Raw genomic sequence first — 22,347 nt, forward strand, 5'->3', positions numbered from 1 at the left:
TAATGGTAGTATTCCACTACAGATTAAGGAGCCCAGCATATTGAAAACTTGGACAGGTATCCTGCTGATGATTATTTTGGCGGTAGCTACGATTAGTACAACTTCGTCTGCCCGAACCATGAATGAATCGCAAAAACAGCTTAACATAGATGATCAATCCAGCCAGACCTCAGCGGTCGTGGCTTCCAATATAGAAACAATGAATGAAGCAGCGTTTACAACGAAGGAAACGATTCCTGTAAAGGGAGAGTACGTTTCGGTTGCTCCAGAAAATGAGAATGTAAGACTATACCCCATGAAAGTCGAAGGTTCAGGATATATATATAACGGAATGGTGTTGGAAGTGAACGGCAAGAAACGTGAATTCAGCAAATGGCAAGGAGAAGGCGGATCCTACAAACCCGAAGTGCACGAACTGGATCTGAATGGAGATGGCAAGAAGGAGATTGTTGTGTTGTTTACAGCTGGTCATGGTACAGGCATCTATCTGGGTGAAGCACATATTATCGATCCAGAAACGCTGGAAGAGATGAAGATGCAATCACTGGATGAGATTGTGAAGCAGCATGTAAATTCGAAAGTCAGTGTTACACCAGGTCAGGTGACGATCAACGTTACCGTTGATGGTGTTCATTCAGAACCTTCCCTGATGGAGGAAGACACGAGCGAGGGAGTGTATAACGAGGAGCTCAAGTTCGGCGGTGTTGTATATTACAGTGTGGAGAATGGCAAGTTGATTGTGTCGGCATCCGGTGCATACGGTATGGGTTTATATGACGGTGACTTGAACTTTGCCTATGACTATAAAGATGGCGAGTGGCAGGCTGTGGACTTGGAATACAGCACGGAAGAGTATGAAGATGAGTACTATGAATCTTTTGATTGAACGGAAGTAATCAGAGAAGCGCAGAATAGCTGAGAACAATGATAAAAAAATATGTCCCCACGGTCTGAAATGACAGAGGGAAACGGGTGAGGCTGAAAAAATGATGTACCTTTAGCCTCGCTTTGTGCTATCCAAAATCGAATTTTTTTTCAGAGATTTACCATGAAATGGTTGACACAAACACTTTAGTCGTTTAAATGTATAAAGGATGGAACTCATCTATTTCATACTTTAGGAGGGATCAATCATGAAGAAGAAGGTTGTATTGGGCTTAATGGTGGGTACACTAACTCTCGGCATCGGCACTGGCGCACTCGCAGCAACGGGTCTGGAACCGATCAAAGCATATTTGAACAGCAAGATATCTCTGAAATTAAACGGGACGACGGTAACAGCCAAAGATGCTAATGGGAAAACGGTATTGCCGATTACTTACAACGGAACGACCTATTTGCCAGTGCGTGCAGTCGGCACACTGCTCGGTACAGAAATTACGTATGACAGCGCGACATCATCCGTTAACATTGGCAGCAGTAATGGATCTGCACCGCCATCCCAAACCGGCAAGCTGACATTAAGTTCGCTGGGAACTGCAGCCTTGGGCACCTCGGACTGGCATACCAAAGATCCGGCCGAAACGGCGTACAAAGGCAAAGATTACAAAGATGTTTACCTGCATACCGACACAGCCAAGCAAGGCAAGAGCTTCCAAGTTATGACCCAGAAAAAGTATGCCAAGCTTCATCTCGATTTGGCTGTTCTTGGCGGTTCACAGAAGCTTGAGATTATGGACGAAAACAATACAACGCTCAAGACGGTATCGCTTGCTCCTGAAGACGGATTGGTTGGGGTAGACGTGGATGTTGCAGACACGGATGCCATCTTTGTTGAAATTGTTGATGAGGACCCGGGTGCCTCCCTGTTTGTTCCGTTGACGACCTCATATTTAACCAAAAAATAAACGAGATATTAAAAACGATTATCGCCTATGCATCAGCCGGATGGTTGTTCCGGATTGGCATAGTGATAATCGTTTTTTTGTTCTTTTGGGACGTATGATCAGGTTAGCGAATTGCTGTATCGAGCGGTTTGAGATTCGCTTCAATCTCTGCACGGCGACCTTCAAGGAATGGAGGCAATGCCAGGGACTCTCCAAGATGAGCCAATTCTTCATCCGTGTCGAAGCCGGGACCATCGGTTGCTAGCTCGAACAGAATGCCATTGGCTTCACGGAAGTACAGGGAGCGGAAGTAGAAACGGTCTACGAAACCGGAATTCGGGAATCGGAAATTATGAACCCGTTCTACCCATTGTTTCAGTTCTTCTTCATTATCGACGCGGAAGGCAACATGGTGCACACTGCCTCGTCCAGGGCGTTCTTGGGCAAGGTCATTTCGTTCTTCGACATGCACCTCAGAGCCATTTCCACCTTCACCGGATTCGAAGACGAGTACATCGGGTTGGCCTGCGACAAAAGCAGGATAGGTTCCTTTTTGACGGAAGCCGAGCAGTTCAGTAAGAACTGGAGCGGTAAGGGACGCGTCTCTAACGGTAAGATGGACTGGGCCTAAGCCGACAATGCCATACTCGACAGGTACAGGGCTTTGTTCCCAAGGTTTGCCCCCTGCAACACCTGTATTGTGCTCATCAGAAACCAGAATCAGACGTTGTCCTTCAAAGTCCGTAAACGAGAGAGTGGCACGCCCACCGCGTTCAGTGATTTCTCCATGGGGGACATCGAATTCATCAAAACGCTGTTGCCAGTACGTCAGGGCTGCATCGCTAGGAACACGAAGTGATGTTGCTGAGATGCTATTCACGCCTTCGCGTGTTTGTCCGGCCATTGGAATTTCAAAGAAGGTCAGTTCGGTACCCGGATTTCCTTTTTCATCTCCATAGAAGAGGTGATAGACCGAAACATCATCCTGATTGACTGTTTTTTTGATCAGTCGCAAACCCATGACGTTGGTGTAGAACCGATAATTCTCAGCGGCGTGTGCGGTCAGTGCAGATACATGGTGAAGTCCTTTAATTTGCATTATAAATTCCTCCTGGTGGCTAATTTATTTTTTATAATATTCCCGTTAAGAAAGTTACTAACTTTTTGTGTGTTTTGTTGTTGGATTTATCTTAACATAAAGATATTTAAAATACAATCCTATTTTAGAATTCCATCTGGACAGTGTATTCATTCAATGACAAAATGAAAAAGTTAACATTAAAGAGATATAATGTGTTTGTGTAATGAGAAGGAGAGAAGAGGAACATGGCTTATCCTCAGTGGCTAGACCCTTATGATGCAAAACCGTTTATGCTGTTTTCCACTTCACACCTATGGGCGATCGGTGTGATTGCTGCACTGGTTCTATTGATGTTCCTGTTTCGGAATTGGCTGCGCTCATTTTCATCCAACACACGCCGTACCTTTCGGATCACTCTGGCATGTGTCATGTTCGGCTGTGAGATTGTGCTTCAGCTCTGGTATGTATATGGGGATGTGTGGAGTTTACAGACTTCATTGCCGCTGGAGTTATGCAGTCTGTCCCTATTGTTATCTGCGCTGCTATTATTGACACGCAGCCGACTGCTGCATTCTGCATTGTTATTCGCAGGAATAACAGGGGCATTGATGGCAATTGTAACGCCTAATCTCGGTTATGGTTTTGCACATTTTCGTTTCATTCAATTTTTTACTGCTCACGCTTGTATTATTCTGGCGTTGCTCTATATGACTTGGGTGGAACAGCTTCGACCAAGCTGGAGAGCTGTGTTGGGTTCGATGATATTCGTGAACGTGGCTGCGTTGGTCGTATATGGTGTGGATATCCTGCTTGAAGCCAATTATATGTTCCTGAGACACAAACCGAATACGCCTTCAGTGCTCGACATGTTGGGCCCCTATCCCTTGTACATTCTTGGGGAAGAGGTATTGGCGTTAGTCATGTTCTCCCTAATGTACGTCCTGCTCTTTGCCATTCCGGAGCGGCTGAATAATCGAGTGAAGAGAGGAAAGAGTTCAGCGCTCTAGTTAAAGGTCATCCGATACCGATGGTAGGCAGCGGAAGCTGTTCTTCGTTCTTCTATAAAGATATATTTCAAACTAAACATCCCGCAGCGGTCTGGATATCCAGATCGTTAGCGGGATGTTTGGCTGTTAACTCCACAGGGAACATGTTACTAAATATCATCCACGGAGCAAAGATTCCGCTCCATCCACGTAGATTCGGGTACCCGTCACATGGGAAGATTCATCGGAAGCGAGGAAGAGCACCAGATTGGCGACTTGCTTCGACGTTCCGGGTTCACCTTTGAGTGGATGTTCATGACCTTCGGGAAATTCAACCGGGATCTGTACTTCTTTCAGATCGTCCGAAGGATAGGTGTTGTCATCGATGTTCGTGTCTATGGCTCCTGGGCAGACGGCGTTGACACGAATCTTGTAACGAGCCAGTTCCAATGCTGCCATCTTTGTAAAAGCCGTCTGACCTGCTTTACTGGAAGCGTATGCAGAGAACCCTATGCCAGAGAATACACGGTTACCGTTGATGGAACTCGTAATAATAATGCTTCCTCCGCGGTCTTTCAAATGGGGTATGGCGTACTTCACAGTTGCGAACGTGCCGCGCATATTGATGCCCATCGTCTGATCCCAGTCCTCAGGTTCCATCGTTTCAATGGGAGCCATCGTGCCGTTGATGCCCGCATTGGCAAATACAATATCGAGCTGTCCAGCTTGCTCTGCCACCTGATTGATTGCTTTTTGTACGTTGTCCGGTTTGGATATATCACATTCAATGACGTGGCCTTCTCCGCCTGCATTCTCAATCGTCTGTTTGGTTTTCTCAGCATTCTCCGGGGTCCGGTCCAGCATGAACACTTTGGCCCCATGCTCAGCGAAACGAATGGCGGTTGCCTGACCAATTCCTGAGCCACCTCCGGTTACAATCGCAACTTTCCCTTGCAAACGTTGTTCAGTCATCCTGATCCCTCCGTATCGTATGGATTATCAGTAACTCTCTATCTCTACATACCCGACTAAAGAGTGATGAATCATATGCACGATACAAAAAAACAGGACCGTTCAACGGCCCTGTCTCTATCATTTAGATATCATGATGATCTGATTGCTGCAAAAGCTACTTATGTTTCTTCCAGTCCAACGAACTGTTGTTCAACAGGTACTCAAAATCATTATCTTTCCGCTTCTGTTCCGCTTTACGCGCTTCTTCCGCCTGCAGGCGTTCCTGCTCTTTGCGGTCTGCCTCGGCAGCCTTGGCTTCATCCGCCTGAGCTTTCAGTTTCTCTAACACATCACTGCTCAGCAGATCCTTTAGTGTGGTCGGTTTATCCTGTGCTGCTTTGGGAGCAGGGGTGTGTTTTTTGGATTTTGCCATAGAATAATCTCCTCTCAAAAACATGAATCAGCTTCCATCATCGTTCAGTAAATATATTATATCAGGTTCACCAAACCCATTCCATGAAACTACGGGACAAAAGCAGGAAATAGGGGGTTACGTGACGAATGAAAACGGGTATAAATTCATATATTATTACCGATACTGCGACTATTCCCTGGAGAAAGGAGTCGTTGTTCGTGGAAGTAAACCGTAGTTTACTGAAAGGGCTTGCATGGGGTGTTGCTTTCAGCTGTCCGCTATGGATTGCGATCATCGGTTGGTTGCGTTTGATGGGATGGATGTATTGAGATCAGCGGGTTGCAGAGCTGCTGCATATAGAGTTGTGCCAGAAGAGGGCATTTTTTATAAAGTCATTTATGTAAACGCTAACATTAAATAAAGCTCTGCCTTGCGTGAATACGCAGGACAGAGCTTTTGTTTGTCTTACAGGTTGTGAGTTAAGATGGATAACTGAAATCCGTTCCAAAGGTAAGGTTAAGGCATTTTTACCGGTTCAGGATATTCCAGACCGTGAGTGTCGACAGTGACTTTTTTCATCACCTGATCGGTAACCGGTTTGTCTTTTTCTCCTATTTGTTGAGCCGCAATCCCGTCAACGACGTCCATGCCTTCTGTCACTTTGCCAAAGGTAGCATAAGCATTATCCAGATAATCAGCATCAGCTAACATGATGAAAAACTGGGAGCCTGCGGAGTCCAGATTATCGGATTTACGCGCCATGGAAATCACTCCACGAGTATGATTCAGATGGTTTTTGTGACCATTAGATGTAAACTCACCTTTAATGGTATATCCTGGGCCGCCCGAACCATCACCGTTTGGATCGCCACCCTGAATCATAAAGCCTGGGATAACACGGTGAAAGTTCAAACCGTCATAAAAACCTTTATTGGCGAGTGAGATGAAATTGTACACGGTATTGGGCGCAATTTCGGGATATAGCTCAATGACGATTTTCTGCCCGTCTTGCATTTCAATTGTGGCCACTGGATTTGGCCCTTCGGGTGCAGCTGGGACTGGTGTTTCCGTCGCGCTGCTTGCAGGGCGCCCACAACCACTAATGACGATAAGCAGCATCGCTAGAACCAGCGACACAGCTGTTGTTTTTTTCCACCGAAAAGACATGAGAACGTTCCCCCTTGCATCTCTGCATAATATATTTAGTCAGAATTATTTTCGGATAATCCCTCAACTATCATACCGTTTTTGCGGACAAGATGGCAATGCAAGGCAGGATATTATGGGCGATAAGGGATGGTGTAAATGCTTACAGAGGTGTAAAATAAGGAAAATGCTTCCGCAGTCAGGGACGTACGGGTCTGTTCCGTCCGCTCCAATACACGGCAGTCCCGGCGTCAGTAACGGAAAGGGCGTGCGGGTATATGGACTTCTCGTGGAAGCGTAATCTGGTGATTTTGTGGATTGGTGTGTTTTTTTGCAGCACCGCTTATTCGATCTCCATCCCATTTCTGCCTTTGTTTCTGAGTGGCGATCTGGGCGTTCGTGATCACCTGGAGTTCTGGTCAGGGCTTGCCTTTGGCATCACGTTTCTGGCAAGTGCGCTGGTGTCTCCCTTCTGGGGATCACTGGCTGACAAATACGGGCGCAAGCCAATGCTGATCCGGTCGGGATACAGCCTTGCGGTTTTGTATTTGATCAATTATTTTGTGCAGGACCCGTATTCATTAATCGTGGTTCGTTTGTTTCAGGGATTGCTCGCGGGGTTTGTTCCGGCGGCGATTGCACTGGTTGGTACCAACACACCAGAAGAGAAGACAGGGTATGCACTTGGTATCATGTCAACAGCCGGGGCAACAGGAGGCATAATCGGCCCATTAATTGGTGGGGTGGTGAGCCACTATTATGGTAACCGGAATGCGTTTCTATTTTCCAGCATCGTAGTATTGGTCTCGGCGTTAATCGCAACCTTCTGGGTCAAAGAAGAGAACTTCAACCGGAACAAGGCACGTTCTCATGTGATGGATGACATCCGTGAAGCCAGGGCCAATAAATTGTTTATTACGGTGCTTGGCATGATGGGCATATGTACCTTCTCCGTGATGATTCTGGAGCCGTTATTGACGGTATACGTGATGGAAATGGGCATTCAGCCCGATCGTGCTTCTCTCAGCTCGGGCATTATTTTCTCTGCGGTTGGTGTGGCTACGGTTATTATGGCACCGCGCTGGGGTAAGATCGGTTCGCGAATCGGATATGGGAAAGTACTGATCATTGGCCTCGTTGGAGGGGCGATTGGTAACCTGCTGCAGTTTTTCACTACAGGTTATATTGGATTTGGCATCTTGCGTTTTGTGTATGGATTGTTCTTTGCTGCGGTGTTCCCGGCGATTAATGCAATGATTGTGCAAGTGACAGAACCTGGCTTCCGGGGAAGAGCATTCAGCCTGAATCAGTCGGCTTCCCAGATCGGTACGATGGCGGGGCCGATAATCGGTGGTGTTCTGGGTGGCTGGTTGCCGATTCGTTGGATTTTTATCATCAATGGAGTGGCGCTGCTGATTACCGCCATTGTGGCGAAATGGTCCCGACTGGAGCAGAAGCTGCCGGGAGCGGGCAAACCTTTGGCGAAGTAATTAAAAACGCCAAAATATGAAATGGCTAATTGGATAGCAGAGAGAGGGATGGCACCGTACGAAGACGGTAGCCATCTCTTTTTCAGGATAAAGTCATTGTTATTACGAAATTAAAGCAAAAAGAAACCTCTTGGGCAAGAGGCTTCCTATATTCTTAATGAATCTGTAATGCGTTCCTATTCATCCAAGGATGAATCTTTTCGTGGACCTTCAACGCCTTCAACGTTCTCCTTCGGAATGGCATGTTCAACAGCATCAAGCTGATCCTCATCTGCTAGGGCTTCGGGAAAGGAATCTTCCGTGAACAATCCAAAATTCGGATCAATATCCCGCTCGGTTACCAGATTATCGGGCTCATATACTTGTCGCTTGTGATTATCCTTCATCGTGTCTGCACCTCCTAATTCAGGCTGTGACAAGAGGATTAGCGCCGTGGTGGAATATCGTTCTCCGGTTTCGCATCTGCCCCAGCGCCGTTTAGCAGGTCCGTCCCGTGAAGAGCGTTGGGGTCGGGTGCCGCAGGATCAACCGGACTATTCGGTTGAATAAGATCAGCATCAGGTACGGATTCGAGTGCAGGCTCCGCTGTCCGTGACTCCAATTCCGGTTCTTCCGTAGCCGCTACAAGGGGCGGATTCACTGTATTATCAGTATCGATACGTTTTCCCGTAACTTCATCAAAAGTGTCTATGTCACCTTCAGGAACTTCGGTTTCCAGTGGAATATCACGGGACCTCTGATAACGGTCGTAGTAACGTTCACTCTCTTCATTGCTAATCGGTCTGTCTGACATAAGTAGCACTCCCTCTCAGTGGATTATATTTATTGGTTGTTTTTTTTGATTGTGCAGTTATCTTGAAAAGAAAGGTTCTTATTTCGTAGTTACCCAAAGGGCTAACGTTGTAATCTCGCACCCATTATGATTCCCTTGTGTTCCCAAAATATAAATATAAGCTGAAAGTGAATAATGTACGGATTACAGATTCAACGTATATGCTTTAAAATTTAGGAAATACATATTTGACCAGAAAGTACAGAAATCCAAAGAAAATAATGATATAAGCCGCATACTTGATAAACGTGGAAGCGACCATACTTGAATCCGATTTGTGTTGGACATCCTTATGTTCTACCTCTACCGTTCTGTGTGGCTCATTCATTTGAATCACTCCTCATTGGTAAGTGTTTGCTTTGAGGAACATTACACCCGGAAGGGACGATTGAATCGCAGAGATCAGTTTTACAGCTTTTCATCTTTGGCCTATGATATGATGAAACATGGATATATGAGGGAGGGATTCCAATTGGATTGGTTTACGCTGGGGAATATGATCACTCAAATCCGAATCGGGCAAAAAGCGTCTACGCCCGGGTTTTCCCGTACCGTTATTCGTCGTCCGGACGGGCTGTTCTGGGTAGGCGGGATATGGTCAGGACAGATTGTCCAGTTGCGGGACTATCTTTTCTCGGATATATGGACGATCTATGACGATGAGGAAACAGAGCAGTGGTTGGAATATCGTACGAAGATTGAACAGAAAGAGCGCGAAATGATTGAGAACCAGTTCGAAGATCTGCGCGGATAATGGAGAAAACACTCGGAATCTATCAAATAAATGGAAATAAAACTATAAATCTACTAAAATGTGAATTTTCATTTTCCTACAAGAAGGTGACACGTCAAACTGTGGCGAATGATAAATGAGAGAACTTGGGGATAGAGAAAATAAGAACTTTGAGGTGCTGTGAATGAAAAATGTGCCCAAAGCTATCATCATCTTATGGATAAGTATGTTGAATATTCTCTGCTTGCCGCATGATTTCGTCTCAGCGACTGCAGGAGAAGTTGACAAACCTGTATCCATTACGGGATGGGAAGTAAAATGGGGGAACGTACACGATCAGGGATTCATCAGTGAGGTTCAAGGTACGGAGGAGATCTGGGAGAAGCAAGGTGCTGAAAAGCTGGAATACAGCAGCGTAGAAGCTCCTTCGGGTTCCATGTGGACTCGTGTGACCATTCCTAAAATAAACGAAGATAGCTCAGCAATCCGTTTTGAGAATATTAAAGGGAACCACATTGTAATCTACTTGGACGATCGTAGGGTATATGAGAATTATCATTACAATTATGATAACAACGCTGTGTTGTTACCCTTATCAAGTGAGAATTCAGGTGGAAAACTTTACGTATGGTCAGAGAATGAAAAAGGCAGACTTGGCATCTACGGAACGGTTCAGGTTGGGCCTTATGCTACATTACAGGAAAAGTACATTCACAATGGACTGCTTGATGTGATATTGGGAGCGACCTTTGTGTTCACGGCTCTAACGATGCTGAGTTGCACTTTTTTCCTGGGCAAATTCCATAAAGGGTTGTGGATTTCGCTATGTATCGTGATGGGTTCAATCGGAACGATGATTATCACCTATTCACAGTTTTTATATACGTTCTACCAGGTTTACGGTAATCTGTATTCCGTATTGTTTGACCTGGCTATGCTGATGGGCATGCCTGCACTCTGTTATTTTTTTGAACAAATTATCGGACCAGGTCGTTATGGCATCTTTACCAAACTAAGAAAATTCCAATTCATCTATTCTGTAGTTGCTGTGGCTGCTCTGATGATTGATTTTATTTCAGGCGGTCAATGGGACATGCTCTATAGTTTGTTGGTTCAGAACGTGATTGGATTCGTTCTCGTAATCCTGTTGAGCATCTTAATGATCGGCACCATCTCCAAAGCGCTTCAACGGAGCCGGGAAGCTCTTTTGCTTGCTACGGGATTCGGCACATTTGCCTTAATCAGTGTTGCTGAACTACTGTGGTATTACCAGCGTAATGGAACATATCATCTGATATGGTGGAAATGGTCCATGGTTGCTTTTATTATCTCACTTATTGCCATACTGGGAAGCCGATTTGCTGAAAAACATACCAAAGTGCTTGAATACTCGAAAGAGTTGGAATTGTTCAATAATGAATTGCAGCGATCCGAGAAAATGGAAATCATTAGTGAACTGGCGGCGTCGGTTGCTCATGAGGTTCGTAATCCGTTGCAGGTGACACGAGGATTCCTTCAGCTCATGACAGAGCAGGAAGACAACAAAAACAAGGGATATGTGCGGATTGCTCTGGAGGAGCTTGATCGGGCTTCCGGCATTATTACCGACTTCCTAACGTTTGCCAAACCGGAGTTCGATCATATTGTCTCTCTGAATATCGCGGATGAATTTAATCATATTGAAGGCATTCTTGTACCGATGGCTAATCTGGAAGGCGGCAAAATAACAACTGACATTCCGCCAGATCTATGGATTAGAGGGAACTCTTCCAAGTTCAAACAGGCTTTTATTAATATTATTAAAAATAGTATAGAAGCGCTGCAAGGACAGGGTCAGATTGATATTTGGGCCTATGCCCAGGATGGGATCATTAAGGTACATGTAAGAGATAACGGTGAGGGCATGGATGAGGAAGCGCTGGTCCGCCTTGGGGAACCTTATTTCTCGAATAAAATTAAGGGAACAGGCCTTGGCATGATGGTGACCTTCCGAATCGTTGAAGCCATGCATGGGCAGATTAGCTTTACAAGCACAAAAGGGGTAGGAACAGAGGCCGTTGTATCTTTTGCCGCGTTCGTCGAATGACGAGCGGTAGAAGTATACAATGGCTTTTTTGTTCGCTACCCCTTGTGCCGTTCAATTACATATTCAATCTAATCCGTTTAGCTTCTCCATGGTCCGCAATTTACGTCATAATCCACTTTGGCTGGATTGGGAGGAATTACGAGAACGTAGTCGTTCTGTTGTTCTTCAACGGTACGGATTTGAATGTGTTCAGGAATATCAATGCCAAATGCTTCACGAAGCGCTTGCTTCGGGTTGGAGTGCAGTTGTTGTCTGAAGTGCTCATCGGTCCAGGCCTTTTCAATAATATCCTCGTGCAACGTTTTCTCTGATACCATCATCGTCAACATTCCCTTCATATTTAAAATTCAACTGTACCAGCTCTTCTTTTGTGATTAGGACAAATGTTGTTTCTCGCTGATCCAGTAATGAAACCCGCCTTGAAAAAGCACTTTTTTGTGTTGTTCAATGTCCTGAACAGTTTGTCCCAGAATGCCGCATAAGTAAGAATTAAACGCTTCGAGATGCGAAATTCCCGAGTTAGAAGATGTTAGTCTGATGTTATATTGCTTAGCAATGTCTACATAGGAGTTCATCAATTGAGTATTGTATACATTATCATGTACACGTTCGCTTACAGGATGAGCCGGGTAATTGTGTTCCAGTGCTGCGGATATGTGGGAGAGGAAGCTGTTGTAATTTCCATGCACAGCATCTTGTTTGGTGTCTGTGAAGTCATCTGTCATCTGGAGAGTCATCAGTGCAATGTTGACGGCAGAACATACCGGAGTGATACGATGCTCCTGTTCCAAAAGAAGCAGTGAGCCAGCAGCTCCAAGCAGAAGTGGGGCTGCTTTTTGGGCGATTAATAGCGGGCTTCTCTTGAAATAATCGATGGAGTTCTCACCGGTGACGCTCATGGCCCAATCCTCCACATACTGTCTGAAATACGTCCAGAACGGGGAAGAAAGGCTGAATAGCTCTGAATAGGCACAGATCGCATCCACGTAGTAAAGATTACCCAGTGATAATTTCAGTGTCACATCTTCTGGCTGTTCGTCCATAACTTCATCCTGATTCAGAAAATATAGCATATGCAGGAGACAAGCAGTACTCAGTTTGTGTGCCTTCTCTGGAGGTAGACCATCCGAGAGTTGCATCCACAATGGAATAATGTAGCCAATGTAACTGTGACCCGAATCTCGTAACAAAGGATTGACCAAATGAAGTTGTTCTAGTGCATGTTCTGACATTGGTTCAGGATATTTCTGTACCAGCTGCTCTGCTGCAGCGAACACCACCTCCACATCGGATCTAAACGGATCAAACCATTCTCTCCGCATCGTTTGGTTACGCCCTTCCCAAAATAAAGTAATAAGGACTATTCGACTAGATCATGAAGTTACTTTCAGTATACCGGAAATGAATTGAAAAAAATAGGAGGTTTTGTGATGAATTGTGAAAAAAACAATGACATTTTGTATTTTTATGGCATAAAAAAGCGGAAGTTAGGCTCAAACTAAGAGAGCACAGGATTTTGACATATGAAAGGAAGAAGAGAAATGAAATACAGATGGAAAAAATGGATGGCAGCCGGACTGGCAGCCGTATTTATAACAGCATCAACCGGCTATACGGCATCCGCTGATCCAAATGGATCTGTTGAGGATCATGTGGCGACACCATCTTCCTCCTCAAACCAGACCAAGCCATGCATGCAAGCAGGTCATGGCCTGTTTATGATTGGAGAAACCGCGGACCTGCTCGGTATTGGGCTCCGTGATTTAAAGGAACAGATGGAGCTTGGCAAAACGTTGACTCAGATTGCCAAGGAGCGCAAGGGACTTAGTGAAAATCAATTGTTGGAGAAGCTGAAGCCCTCGCTCTCTCAGCGATTGGATAAAGCAGCCGAAGAAGGCTGTCTCACGAAAGAGCAGGCAGCAGCAGCCAAAGCAGGAATGGATACCAAGCTGAAGAAGGTAATTAACACACCACTGCGGGAATTAAGACGTGAGTTCGCTCACCACGGCAACAGACGTCCGATGATGGACAAGGGGGCTATTGCACGCTTTATCGGCATCACCCCGGAGCAGCTCCATCAGCAGCTTCAAAGCGGGAAATCACTGGCTGAGATTGCTCGGGCAAAAGGCATCAGTGAAACGCAACTGGTAGACAAGCTGAAGGAGCAGTTGACGGGTGACCTGAAAAGGTTCGTTAATCAGAAGGGCAATGCACATCAAGCTCCTGGTCCTCACGAACCTGTACCCGGTCGATCCGCTTCAACAGAAGTGAAGTGACAAAGAGCGTCTTCCACGAAGGGAGACGCTTTTTCTATATTCGACTAGAATTAGCTGGTTTCCGGACTGCGGTTTGCGCTAGCTGACGGATTGCGCTCCGGTGAACTTGTTCTGCTCGCAGAAATAGTATCATGCAAACGGGGACTTAGGCGTTTCTTCCGTTGTAATCCTATGGTGAAGCGAGAACCAGGAAGTTGGGAAAGTCCCCAACTGATTGCAAGGGACATTGCTACGGTAACAAGAAACGAAAGCAATGTTATCGGTAGATGCCATCCGGTTAGTGTAAGTGGCCGGGTAATATACGCAATGCAGTAGATAACCAATGCATGAACCAGATAGCCACCAAAGGAATATCGGCCAATCCACGTCAGGAGACGCTGAAATGGTGAATCTTTGCCTCGCAGCAGTACAAGGAACCCATAGAACATGAACATCTGAGCCATGATGATGATGAATGTCGTGGGCTTCAGATAGGTTGAGATATTCAGATTAACGACATCGCTTGATCCCCGCAGCACATCATATCCAAGCCAGATGTACATGCCGATAAACAGACAGACCATCCAGGGCAATACCTTTGCAGTCCAACTTCTCCAACTATCCACTGACCAGGCACAGACTGCCCCCAGCAAAAAGTAAAACCAGTACATAAACCATGAATAAGAGCGATATTGCAGCAAACCCGACCAGGGTTGGGGTAAGGAAGCTGTCCACCCGCCCATATCGTAGTAGGACCATTTCATAAGTAAAGTGTATAATGCCATCCCAATGAGAATCAGCGTGATGACGGATTGCATCGGGGTGAAGCGTGTAACTTTTTCAATACGTTTCTGAATGAACTTGGCTCCCGCAAGAAACAGGGGAAACAGAATATAGAACTGAAACACCATAATCACAAACCACAGATGATATCCCGTCTGGGGGAGGAATAGTTCACGAACAAAATTCCGGAAGTCCGGCATACCCGAAAGCCAGAACTCAGGGGTGAATATCCGGACAAACAACCAATAGATGAATGTCCATACCACAAAGGGCACATAGATATCTCCAAACCGCTTACGGATAAAACGGGGGTAATCCGGTTTGGTGTGACTATGATGATAGAACAGCATTACACCGGACAGAAAGACAAATGTCGGCGTACCGAAACGAGTCAGATGATAAATCATGGTCAGCATGATGGAATCGGGTTGTTCAATATCGGCGCGATATATATATTCCGCGATGTTATGCTGCATCACAATAGCGAGAAATGCAAGGCCGCGCAGCTGAGTCCATTCCACGATTCGCGGTTTATTCACGTGTATTCCTCCTTCGTGTAACCGGAATTCATCATTTAAGGGTACCTGTTGAACATTAAGGCTGCATTAAATGGGGAAAATAGGTACAAAAAAAGATGGCGGCAGCCATCTTTTTAATCGGAGCATCATTGCGATACCTGCCTCATTTTGTTTCCATTCCATTTAGTTTAAGTCTGGTACTTTTGTTGATTCATCCTCTGAGGATTTCGCATCTTCTTCAAACAAATTCTGAATGTATGCTTGAAGTTTCGGTTTATTCACACCGAGTACTTGGGCAGAACCTGCAAGTTCATTGGTTAGCAACTTGTTAGGAGGGATCTGCTGTTTATCGATTTCATTTACGTTAATATCGAATCCGAGCGAAGCCAATTTTAACATCTGTGTTGGACTGAGGTCTGTCTCGATATATGGAGCGACAGCTTCCAATATTTCAGGAATCTTGAAGAGTGAAGTCGTACTTTGCATCTTCTTGGCCAGCTCAGTCATGAAAATCCGCTGCCGTTCGGTACGCGTAAAGTCTGATGTGGCATCATGCCGGAATCGCACATATTGGAGGGCGGTCTTACCGTCCATATGCTGAAGTCCTTTTTTTAGATCAATATCGTACATATGTTTATCTGCTTTGCTGGTATAATACATGTCTTTCTCTACATCAATATCGATCCCGTCTACAGCATCAACCAGCGCCATGAATCCGATAAAATCGGTATACACATAGTGCTGGATAGGGATGCCGAGCAAGTCACCGACCGTTTGTTTGGTTAATTCCGCTCCGCCGTATGAGAAGGCCGCGTTGAGTCTGCTCTTTCCGTGTCCCGGAATATCAACATATGTATCACGCAGAACAGAGAAGAGATGGGCTTTCTTGGATACCGGATCAATGGAAGCGACCATGACCGAATCTGAACGGCCAGCATCATCCCCCCTGGTGTCACCTCCAAGCAGCAAAATGTTAACTCGTTCCTTCCCTTCCCATTTAGGAACAGGGGTGGTTGGATTGTCCGTATTTTGGTTTGTTTCAGAAGTGGAAGTCTCGGAAGCGGTTGAGATGCTATTGGCAAAATGAACGATCGAGTATCCGTAATATACAATGACACCGGTTATAGCAAGTGCCAGGGTTAGGGATGTCCCCCATAACCATTTCTTAAGCATAATCTTCACCTTTCTATGAATGAACTATTATGTAACCCAAACTAGTTTAACAAAAAGTAAGAGAAATGTCCTCTTTGATTTCGAAAGTTCGGTTACTAGGCGACATATTTGACAAATAGTTAGTGTATATTTATTATGTAAAAAATAATCGTGATTTGTGTAATGGAGGTATTAAACGACTGTTATGAATCAATCTGTATTTAATTGGATCAACCAGTTTGCAGACCGAATTCCGTTTCTGGACTGGTTTATGATTACATCAGCTGAATATGCGGTTTGGGTTATGATAGGGCTTCTTGTGATTGTGTGGTTTCTTGGCAATCCGTCGAAGCAACGAATTGTGTTTTATGCGTGTGTAGCTTCGATCGTAGCACTTGTTTTGGCAAAATGGGGAATTTCACCTGTGGTAGGTCATCCAAGGCCGTTCGTGGAAGGCACGGTGCATCAACTGGTTCCGCATGTACCAGATCCATCATTTCCAAGTAAACATGCTTCCTTTGTATTCGCGCTCGCAGCAGCTTCGTTTTTTATCGGGCGTCGCTTCGGTATGTGGATGCTGTTGCTTGCTGTGCTGACAGGAGTGTCGCGTGTCTATGTAGGTGTACATTATCCTGGAGATATTCTGGGCGGATTCATTCTAGGTAGCCTGGTCAGTGTGATCTTGATCGCTACGCGTAATTATACCAAGTCGATTCCCGATTTCTTCATTAACATTCATCGGCGGATTTTCCGTTAGAAACAGTTGAATATAATAGGGATCAGAAGAGAAGTATCGGATACGAGAGCCTTAAGTTTTTGGTGAGCCAAAGACTTAAGGCTTTTTTGTGTTTATTTCGAAGTTAACTGAAATTTACAAAAATCGAATTCCGATATCTACAATTCATGACGATACGTGTCGATATACTATAAATATGTACTAGTTGAGGAGTGGGGAACATGAAAGATACGCGGGGAAACGTGAAGGGGAAATTGAGATTAACAATTCGAATGAAATTACTGACTGGATTTCTAATGGTAGTGGCTTTACTGGCTTTTGTAAGCATTTATGCGTTAACCCAAATTCATGATATGTCCAAAAAGGCCGATGAAATCGATAAGATGTGGATGCCCAGTGTGAGCCTGCTTGGTATGATGAATGGTGATATTTCGGACGTCGAGCGGCTTGCTCTTGCCGTAATTGTCGAAACAAATCCAACTGAAATCACCAAGATGAATGAAGTGTTGGAACAGCTCCAAGCCAAGATTGCGATTGAGCGCAAGGAACTGGTTTCACTCATCTCAGACAATACCGAAGCAGTGGCAATGTACAATACATTTAGCACGAACTATGAGGCGTATTTGGCGAAAATGCCGGAATTTATGAAATTGGGCATGGCTAACAATTACGAAGAAGCCAGCAGATTGCATTCAGAGGCCTATCCGTTATGGTATACAGCGAATGATACCATTGCCCAATTAATCACGATGGGGAACTCACTGTCGGATGCAGCAACGAATACATCGGTTGAGTCTGCTGAACAAGCATTTAATATTATATTGGGAGTCACTATTGTTGCTTTCCTGGTGGCCATGTTTATTGCCTTCTTCATTGCAAGCATCATCTCGCGTCCAATTCAGAAGATGAATGCAGCAGCGATGTTGATTGCAGGTGGGGATCTGACGAGTGAGAAGATCGTGCTCAAGAACAAGGATGAGCTGGGAACGCTGGCCGATTCCTTCAATGTGATGACAGGCAACCTGCGGGAGATGATTCAATCCGTGTCGATGACATCCGAACAGGTAGCCGCTTCCTCCGAAGAACTTCTCGCGAGTGCTGAGCAGAATACCAAGGCGTCGGAACAGATTTCCGAGACGGTTGAGGAATTGGCTGTAGGTACATCGGATCAAGTAGATATGGTGAAACGTTCTTCACAGGCGATGAGTGAGATGGCTCTTGGTTCGGAACAAATTGCTGAGCTTGCTCAAAGTGTATCCGTATCTGCCGTTGATGCAGCGAATCAGTCTGCCGAAGGAAATATGATTATTCAGCAGGCTGTTGAACAGATGGGATCTGTTCGCAATTCCATTGCATCACTGACAGAACTGGTTACAGGGCTGGGAGAACGTTCCGCAGAGATAGGTACGATTACCGAGGTTATCAACAATATTGCCCGTCAAACCAACCTTCTTGCATTAAATGCAGCGATTGAAGCGGCACGTGCAGGTGAGCACGGACGTGGCTTCGCAGTCGTAGCCGGAGAAGTACGGAAGCTCGCAGAGGAGTCTTCTACATCCGCACAACGGATTACGGATCTTGTCCAATTGATTCAGAAGGATACAGATCATGCCGTGCAGGCTGTGAAAGTGAACAGCAATGAAACGGAAGCCGGAATTGAGATTGTAACAGCGGCTGGACAAGCCTTTGAACAAATTTCGAATGTAGTGAACAAGGTTGCTGGTGAAATCCAGGAAGTATCGGCAGGTTCGGAGGAAATGTCAGCAAGTACGAATGAAGTTGTAGGGTATGTGGATCAGATCTCTAACATTGCGGGAGAAGCAGCAGGCGGGGTACATAATGTATCTGCCGCAACCCAGCAGCAGCTGGCTTCGATGGAAGAGATCGCTTCCTCCGCAGGTTCTTTGTCCAAAATGGCTGAAGAGTTGCAGGAGCAAATCAACAAATTCAGAGTGTAAACGATCCAAAAGTAGGGTGTTCAGACTGGATAGTACCATGGATCATCATGCAACCTGTAGCACGGGTTATTCAAAATATCAGGACTGTTTCTCATATTGCGTTCAAGCGATATGAGGGGCAGTCTTTTTTGTCATATCACTACCCAAACATGTCACAACAATGTTATTTCAGAAGTCACCAGCGCTGATATTGCAACTGGAGCAAAAGGATATAATGGTAATTAATGGTGGAAATACATGGAGTCACACCATAGAAAGGAGCGGGTCATTACATCAGTGTAATTGGAAAATTACGAGACGACTATTGCAAAAGGAGATGAATGGTTGAAGATGAAGGGAAGCTGGTGGAGACGAATCGCTATCCTCGCGTTATCGGTAGGGCTACTGGCAGGAAGTACATCCATACAGGCATGGAGTGGTAAGGCAGATGCGGCTGCCGGAAATCATAACTATGCGGAGGCATTACAAAAGGCGGTTTATTTCTATGAAACACAGCGTTCAGGGAATTTGCCCGAAGACAATCGGGTGGAATGGCGTGGTGATTCCGGATTAAATGACGGAGCGGATGTTGGGGTTGATTTGACCGGAGGGTGGTACGATGCTGGAGATCATGTGAAATTTGGTCTGCCGATGGCCTATTCGGCTACGATGTTAGCTTGGTCTGTTGTGGAATACCGCGAGGGATACGAGCAGGCAGGGCAACTGGAGCAGATTAAGGATAACTTGAGATGGGCCACAGACTATTTTGTGAAAGCGCATACGAAACCAAATGAATTATGGGGACAGGTCGGAGCGGGCAATACAGACCATGCCTGGTGGGGACCGGCTGAAGTGATGCAGATGAACCGTCCTGCTTATAAGATCGATGCATCCTGTCCGGGAAGTGAACTTGCGGGAGAAACTGCAGCGGCACTCGCTTCTTCATCCATTGTGTTCCGGGACAGTGACCCGGCTTATGCCAACAAACTACTTCAACATGCCAAGGAACTGTACAGCTTCGCGGATACGTATCGAGGCAAATATTCGGATTGCATTACAGATGCCCAATCGTTCTACAATTCATGGACAGGTTACTATGATGAACTCGCCTGGGCTGCAACATGGTTATATATGGCGACAAATGATAGCGCTTACTTGTCCAAGGCGATTGCTACAGCGAATCTGTGGCAGGCAGATGGACAGAACGGGAACTGGGCCTATACTTGGACCCAAGGCTGGGATGACAAACACTACGGAGCCCAGATTCTGCTGGCTCGCATTACGTCGAGTCTGAACATGCCAGAAGCGACGCGGTTCATTCAATCCACAGAGCGCAATCTGGATTATTGGTCTGTAGGCACGAATGGACAAAGAATCAAGTATACACCGGGCGGGCTTGCCTGGCTTGATACATGGGGATCGCTCCGATATGCAGCAAATGCATCTTTTATTGCTTTTGTATACTCCGACTGGGTCAGTGATCCGGTGAAGAAAGCAAGGTATCAGGACTTTGCCGTCTCTCAAATGAACTACATTCTGGGGGATAATCCTCGCCAGAGCAGTTATGTGGTCGGTTATGGTCAGAATCCGCCTAAGCATCCTCATCACCGGACCTCTCACAGTTCATGGACGAACAATGAAAATACACCTTCAGAGCACCGTCACACGTTGTACGGAGCGATGGTTGGTGGACCGGATGCAACGGATGCCTATACCGATTCCATTGGCGACTATGTCAGCAATGAGGTGGCAACCGATTACAATGCAGGCTTTACAGGCGCGTTAGCCAAGATGAATCTGTTATTCGGCCAGAATGATCAGCCCATCGCGAATTTTCCGGCTCCGGAAGTGAAGACAGATGAGTTCTTTGTCGAAGCTGCCGTGAAGGCATCCGGTCCCAATTACACGGAAATCAAGGCTCAACTAAATAATCGTTCCGGCTGGCCTGCGCGGATGGGGGATAAGTTATCTTTTCGCTATTTTCTGGATCTAAGTGAAGTTTACGCTGCAGGATATACCGTATCTGATGTCAAGGTTACAACCGCATACGCCGAGGGTGCTACCGTATCCCAACCGGTTGTGGTTGATGCAGCGAAACGAATCTATGCTGTTACGGCGGACTTTACTGGAACCAAGATATATCCAGGCGGGGAAGGACATTATCGCAAAGAGGTCCAGTTCCGCATTACCGGCCCGCAAGGCGCCTGGAATGCGAATAATGATCATTCATTCCAGGGCTTGGGAACAGGTAATGTGGCGAAGAGCGTATATCTACCAGTCTACGATGCGGGAATAAGGATATACGGTCAGGAACCTGGTGTTACACCGGTTGTCACTCCTGTTGCACCTTCTGGCGTGCAGGCTATATCAGGGAATGCTCAGGTCATCCTGAACTGGGTAGCATCACCTGGGGCAGAATCGTACACCGTGAAGCGTGCCGAGGTGAATGGGGGTCCATATACTTCTGTAGCGACAGATGTACATGGATTGACATACACGAATACGGGGCTTACGAACGGAAAGACCTATTATTATGTGGTGACGGCTGTTAATTCAGCCGGAGAATCGCCCGGGTCTGCACAAGCCTCTGCCACGCCGCAAGCTGGAACATCGTTGCCTGGCGAACTGACGTTAAGCGGTACGGCTGGCAACGCCCAGTCGATTCTGACCTGGACGGCAGCAACGGGAGCAGTGACTTATAAGGTACAGCGCTCCGTTGTGGGCGGCGCATATGCCGATGTGGCAACTGGATTGGCAGGGTTGAATTACATCGATGCAACAGCGGTAAATGGAACGGCGTACAGTTATCGAATCGCAGCCGTGAATGCGAGCGGACAGACGTTGTCCAATATCGTGACGGTGACACCGAGTGCGCCTCCGGTAACGACGGGCACGCTTGAGGTGCAGTATCGTAATGGAGGGTCAGGTGCTTCCGGGAATGCGGTGACTCCGCAGTTTAATCTAAAAAACACAGGCACTCAGGCGATTGATCTGAGTACCGTGAAGCTCCGGTATTATTTTACCAAGGACGGTGCAGGGGATCTGACCTTCTGGTGTGATTATGCTCAGATCGGCACGGCTAATATTGAAGGCAAATTTGTCACGCTGACTCCGACAACGGGCACAGCGGATACGTATCTGGAGATCAGCTTCAAATCCGGGACTGGCAGCCTGGCTGCTGGAGCGGAGACGGGTGTGATTCAGGGGCGCTTTTCCAAGAACAATTGGAGCAATTTCGATCAGAGCAACGACTATTCCTATGATGCAACCAAGACTGCTTTTACCGCATGGAATCAAGTAACTGGGTTTCAGGGAGGTACGAAAGTCTGGGGCATTGAGCCGTAACCTAACAGGGAGTTCAACAGCATGGGCAGACCCACGGTAATTCTAATTGAATTTCACCATTCCAGGGAGGTA

General features: G+C 46.1%; 22 protein-coding genes. 11 read left to right on the forward strand and 11 right to left on the reverse strand.

The genetic code is table 11. The features are described from left to right. Positions 1–40 precede the first annotated feature (40 nt). Both CRO25_RS12060 and CRO25_RS12065 read left to right on the forward strand, forming a co-directional pair. On the forward strand, positions 41–886 hold the full coding sequence (locus CRO25_RS12060; protein ID WP_079695144.1) for a hypothetical protein: 846 nt from the start codon (positions 41–43) through the stop codon (positions 884–886). 247 nt (positions 887–1,133) lie between these two features. Beyond that, positions 1,134–1,847, forward strand: a complete 714-nt coding sequence (locus CRO25_RS12065; protein ID WP_079695145.1) for a stalk domain-containing protein — start codon at positions 1,134–1,136, stop codon at positions 1,845–1,847. A 103-nt stretch (positions 1,848–1,950) separates the two neighbouring features. On the opposite strand, the gene CRO25_RS12070 is transcribed toward CRO25_RS12065, so the two are convergent. Further along, positions 1,951–2,925: a ring-cleaving dioxygenase gene (locus tag CRO25_RS12070; RefSeq protein WP_063564610.1), complete on the reverse strand. Its 975-nt coding sequence runs from the start codon at positions 2,923–2,925 to the stop codon at positions 1,951–1,953. Between the two features lie 227 nt (positions 2,926–3,152). On the opposite strand from CRO25_RS12070, the gene CRO25_RS12075 reads away from it, so the two are divergent. Then, entirely contained in the window at positions 3,153–3,914 is a 762-nt protein-coding gene (locus tag CRO25_RS12075) for a TIGR02206 family membrane protein (RefSeq protein WP_079695146.1), read from the forward strand. A gap of 156 nt (positions 3,915–4,070) precedes the next feature. Here the strand turns inward: CRO25_RS12075 and CRO25_RS12080 are convergent, their stop codons facing one another. Beyond that, positions 4,071–4,865, reverse strand: a complete 795-nt coding sequence (locus tag CRO25_RS12080; RefSeq protein WP_063564608.1) for an SDR family NAD(P)-dependent oxidoreductase — start codon at positions 4,863–4,865, stop codon at positions 4,071–4,073. Between the two features lie 157 nt (positions 4,866–5,022). Next, positions 5,023–5,280, reverse strand: a complete 258-nt coding sequence (locus tag CRO25_RS12085) for a YqkE family protein (RefSeq protein ID WP_063564607.1) — start codon at positions 5,278–5,280, stop codon at positions 5,023–5,025. 128 nt (positions 5,281–5,408) lie between these two features. On the opposite strand from CRO25_RS12085, the gene CRO25_RS12090 reads away from it, so the two are divergent. Continuing rightward, the gene (locus tag CRO25_RS12090; RefSeq protein WP_024632483.1) at positions 5,409–5,591 is read left to right on the forward strand and encodes a hypothetical protein; all 183 of its coding nucleotides are present in this window, start codon (positions 5,409–5,411) and stop codon (positions 5,589–5,591) included. Between the two features lie 187 nt (positions 5,592–5,778). On the opposite strand, the gene CRO25_RS12095 is transcribed toward CRO25_RS12090, so the two are convergent. Continuing rightward, positions 5,779–6,429 (reverse strand): peptidylprolyl isomerase, encoded by a 651-nt coding sequence (locus CRO25_RS12095; protein ID WP_079695147.1) that lies wholly within the window; start codon positions 6,427–6,429, stop codon positions 5,779–5,781. 257 nt (positions 6,430–6,686) lie between these two features. On the opposite strand from CRO25_RS12095, the gene CRO25_RS12100 reads away from it, so the two are divergent. After that, positions 6,687–7,898 (forward strand): MFS transporter, encoded by a 1,212-nt coding sequence (locus CRO25_RS12100; RefSeq protein ID WP_079695148.1) that lies wholly within the window; start codon positions 6,687–6,689, stop codon positions 7,896–7,898. Positions 7,899–8,074: 176 nt separating this feature from the next. Here CRO25_RS12100 and CRO25_RS12105 read toward each other — a convergent pair whose 3' ends face one another. The 3 genes from CRO25_RS12105 to CRO25_RS33335 all read right to left on the reverse strand — a co-directional run bounded on the left by CRO25_RS12105 (position 8,075) and on the right by CRO25_RS33335 (position 9,058). Beyond that, positions 8,075–8,284 carry a hypothetical protein gene (locus CRO25_RS12105; protein ID WP_079695149.1) on the reverse strand — a complete coding sequence of 70 codons (210 nt, stop codon included), beginning with the start codon at positions 8,282–8,284 and terminating at the stop codon, positions 8,075–8,077. A gap of 38 nt (positions 8,285–8,322) precedes the next feature. Further along, a complete protein-coding gene (locus CRO25_RS12110; protein WP_064640255.1) occupies positions 8,323–8,691 on the reverse strand; it encodes a hypothetical protein in 369 nt (122 codons plus the stop codon). Positions 8,692–8,896: 205 nt separating this feature from the next. Then, entirely contained in the window at positions 8,897–9,058 is a 162-nt protein-coding gene (locus CRO25_RS33335; protein WP_017690239.1) for a hypothetical protein, read from the reverse strand. A gap of 144 nt (positions 9,059–9,202) precedes the next feature. On the opposite strand from CRO25_RS33335, the gene CRO25_RS12115 reads away from it, so the two are divergent. Together CRO25_RS12115 and CRO25_RS12120 are read left to right on the forward strand one after the other, a co-directional pair. Beyond that, positions 9,203–9,484: a hypothetical protein gene (locus CRO25_RS12115; RefSeq protein WP_063564602.1), complete on the forward strand. Its 282-nt coding sequence runs from the start codon at positions 9,203–9,205 to the stop codon at positions 9,482–9,484. A gap of 205 nt (positions 9,485–9,689) precedes the next feature. Then, the gene (locus tag CRO25_RS12120) at positions 9,690–11,549 is read left to right on the forward strand and encodes a HAMP domain-containing sensor histidine kinase (protein WP_256863628.1); all 1,860 of its coding nucleotides are present in this window, start codon (positions 9,690–9,692) and stop codon (positions 11,547–11,549) included. Between the two features lie 77 nt (positions 11,550–11,626). Here CRO25_RS12120 and CRO25_RS12125 read toward each other — a convergent pair whose 3' ends face one another. Both CRO25_RS12125 and CRO25_RS12130 read right to left on the reverse strand, forming a co-directional pair. Beyond that, entirely contained in the window at positions 11,627–11,887 is a 261-nt protein-coding gene (locus CRO25_RS12125) for an NHLP leader peptide family RiPP precursor (protein ID WP_256337944.1), read from the reverse strand. A 36-nt stretch (positions 11,888–11,923) separates the two neighbouring features. Further along, the gene (locus tag CRO25_RS12130; RefSeq protein ID WP_079695151.1) at positions 11,924–12,871 is read right to left on the reverse strand and encodes a hypothetical protein; all 948 of its coding nucleotides are present in this window, start codon (positions 12,869–12,871) and stop codon (positions 11,924–11,926) included. A gap of 219 nt (positions 12,872–13,090) precedes the next feature. On the opposite strand from CRO25_RS12130, the gene CRO25_RS12135 reads away from it, so the two are divergent. Continuing rightward, positions 13,091–13,825, forward strand: a complete 735-nt coding sequence (locus tag CRO25_RS12135; protein ID WP_079695152.1) for a hypothetical protein — start codon at positions 13,091–13,093, stop codon at positions 13,823–13,825. Between the two features lie 50 nt (positions 13,826–13,875). On the opposite strand, the gene CRO25_RS12140 is transcribed toward CRO25_RS12135, so the two are convergent. Next, on the reverse strand, positions 13,876–15,126 hold the full coding sequence (locus tag CRO25_RS12140; protein WP_079695153.1) for an acyltransferase: 1,251 nt from the start codon (positions 15,124–15,126) through the stop codon (positions 13,876–13,878). A gap of 162 nt (positions 15,127–15,288) precedes the next feature. Next, positions 15,289–16,278, reverse strand: coding sequence for an LCP family protein (locus tag CRO25_RS12145; protein WP_063564597.1), 990 nt, complete (start codon positions 16,276–16,278; stop codon positions 15,289–15,291). A 184-nt stretch (positions 16,279–16,462) separates the two neighbouring features. Between CRO25_RS12145 and CRO25_RS12150 the strand changes: the two genes are divergently transcribed. The 3 genes from CRO25_RS12150 to CRO25_RS12160 all read left to right on the forward strand — a co-directional run bounded on the left by CRO25_RS12150 (position 16,463) and on the right by CRO25_RS12160 (position 22,275). Then, positions 16,463–17,014, forward strand: coding sequence for an undecaprenyl-diphosphatase (locus CRO25_RS12150; RefSeq protein WP_079695154.1), 552 nt, complete (start codon positions 16,463–16,465; stop codon positions 17,012–17,014). Positions 17,015–17,214: 200 nt separating this feature from the next. Continuing rightward, on the forward strand, positions 17,215–18,951 hold the full coding sequence (locus CRO25_RS12155) for a methyl-accepting chemotaxis protein (protein WP_256863629.1): 1,737 nt from the start codon (positions 17,215–17,217) through the stop codon (positions 18,949–18,951). A gap of 330 nt (positions 18,952–19,281) precedes the next feature. Then, positions 19,282–22,275, forward strand: a complete 2,994-nt coding sequence (locus CRO25_RS12160; protein ID WP_079695387.1) for a glycoside hydrolase family 9 protein — start codon at positions 19,282–19,284, stop codon at positions 22,273–22,275. Positions 22,276–22,347 lie beyond the last annotated feature (72 nt).

The sequence above is a fragment of the Paenibacillus sp. RU5M genome (genome assembly GCF_900221055.1).
GTDB lineage: Bacteria > Bacillota > Bacilli > Paenibacillales > Paenibacillaceae > Paenibacillus > Paenibacillus marchantiae.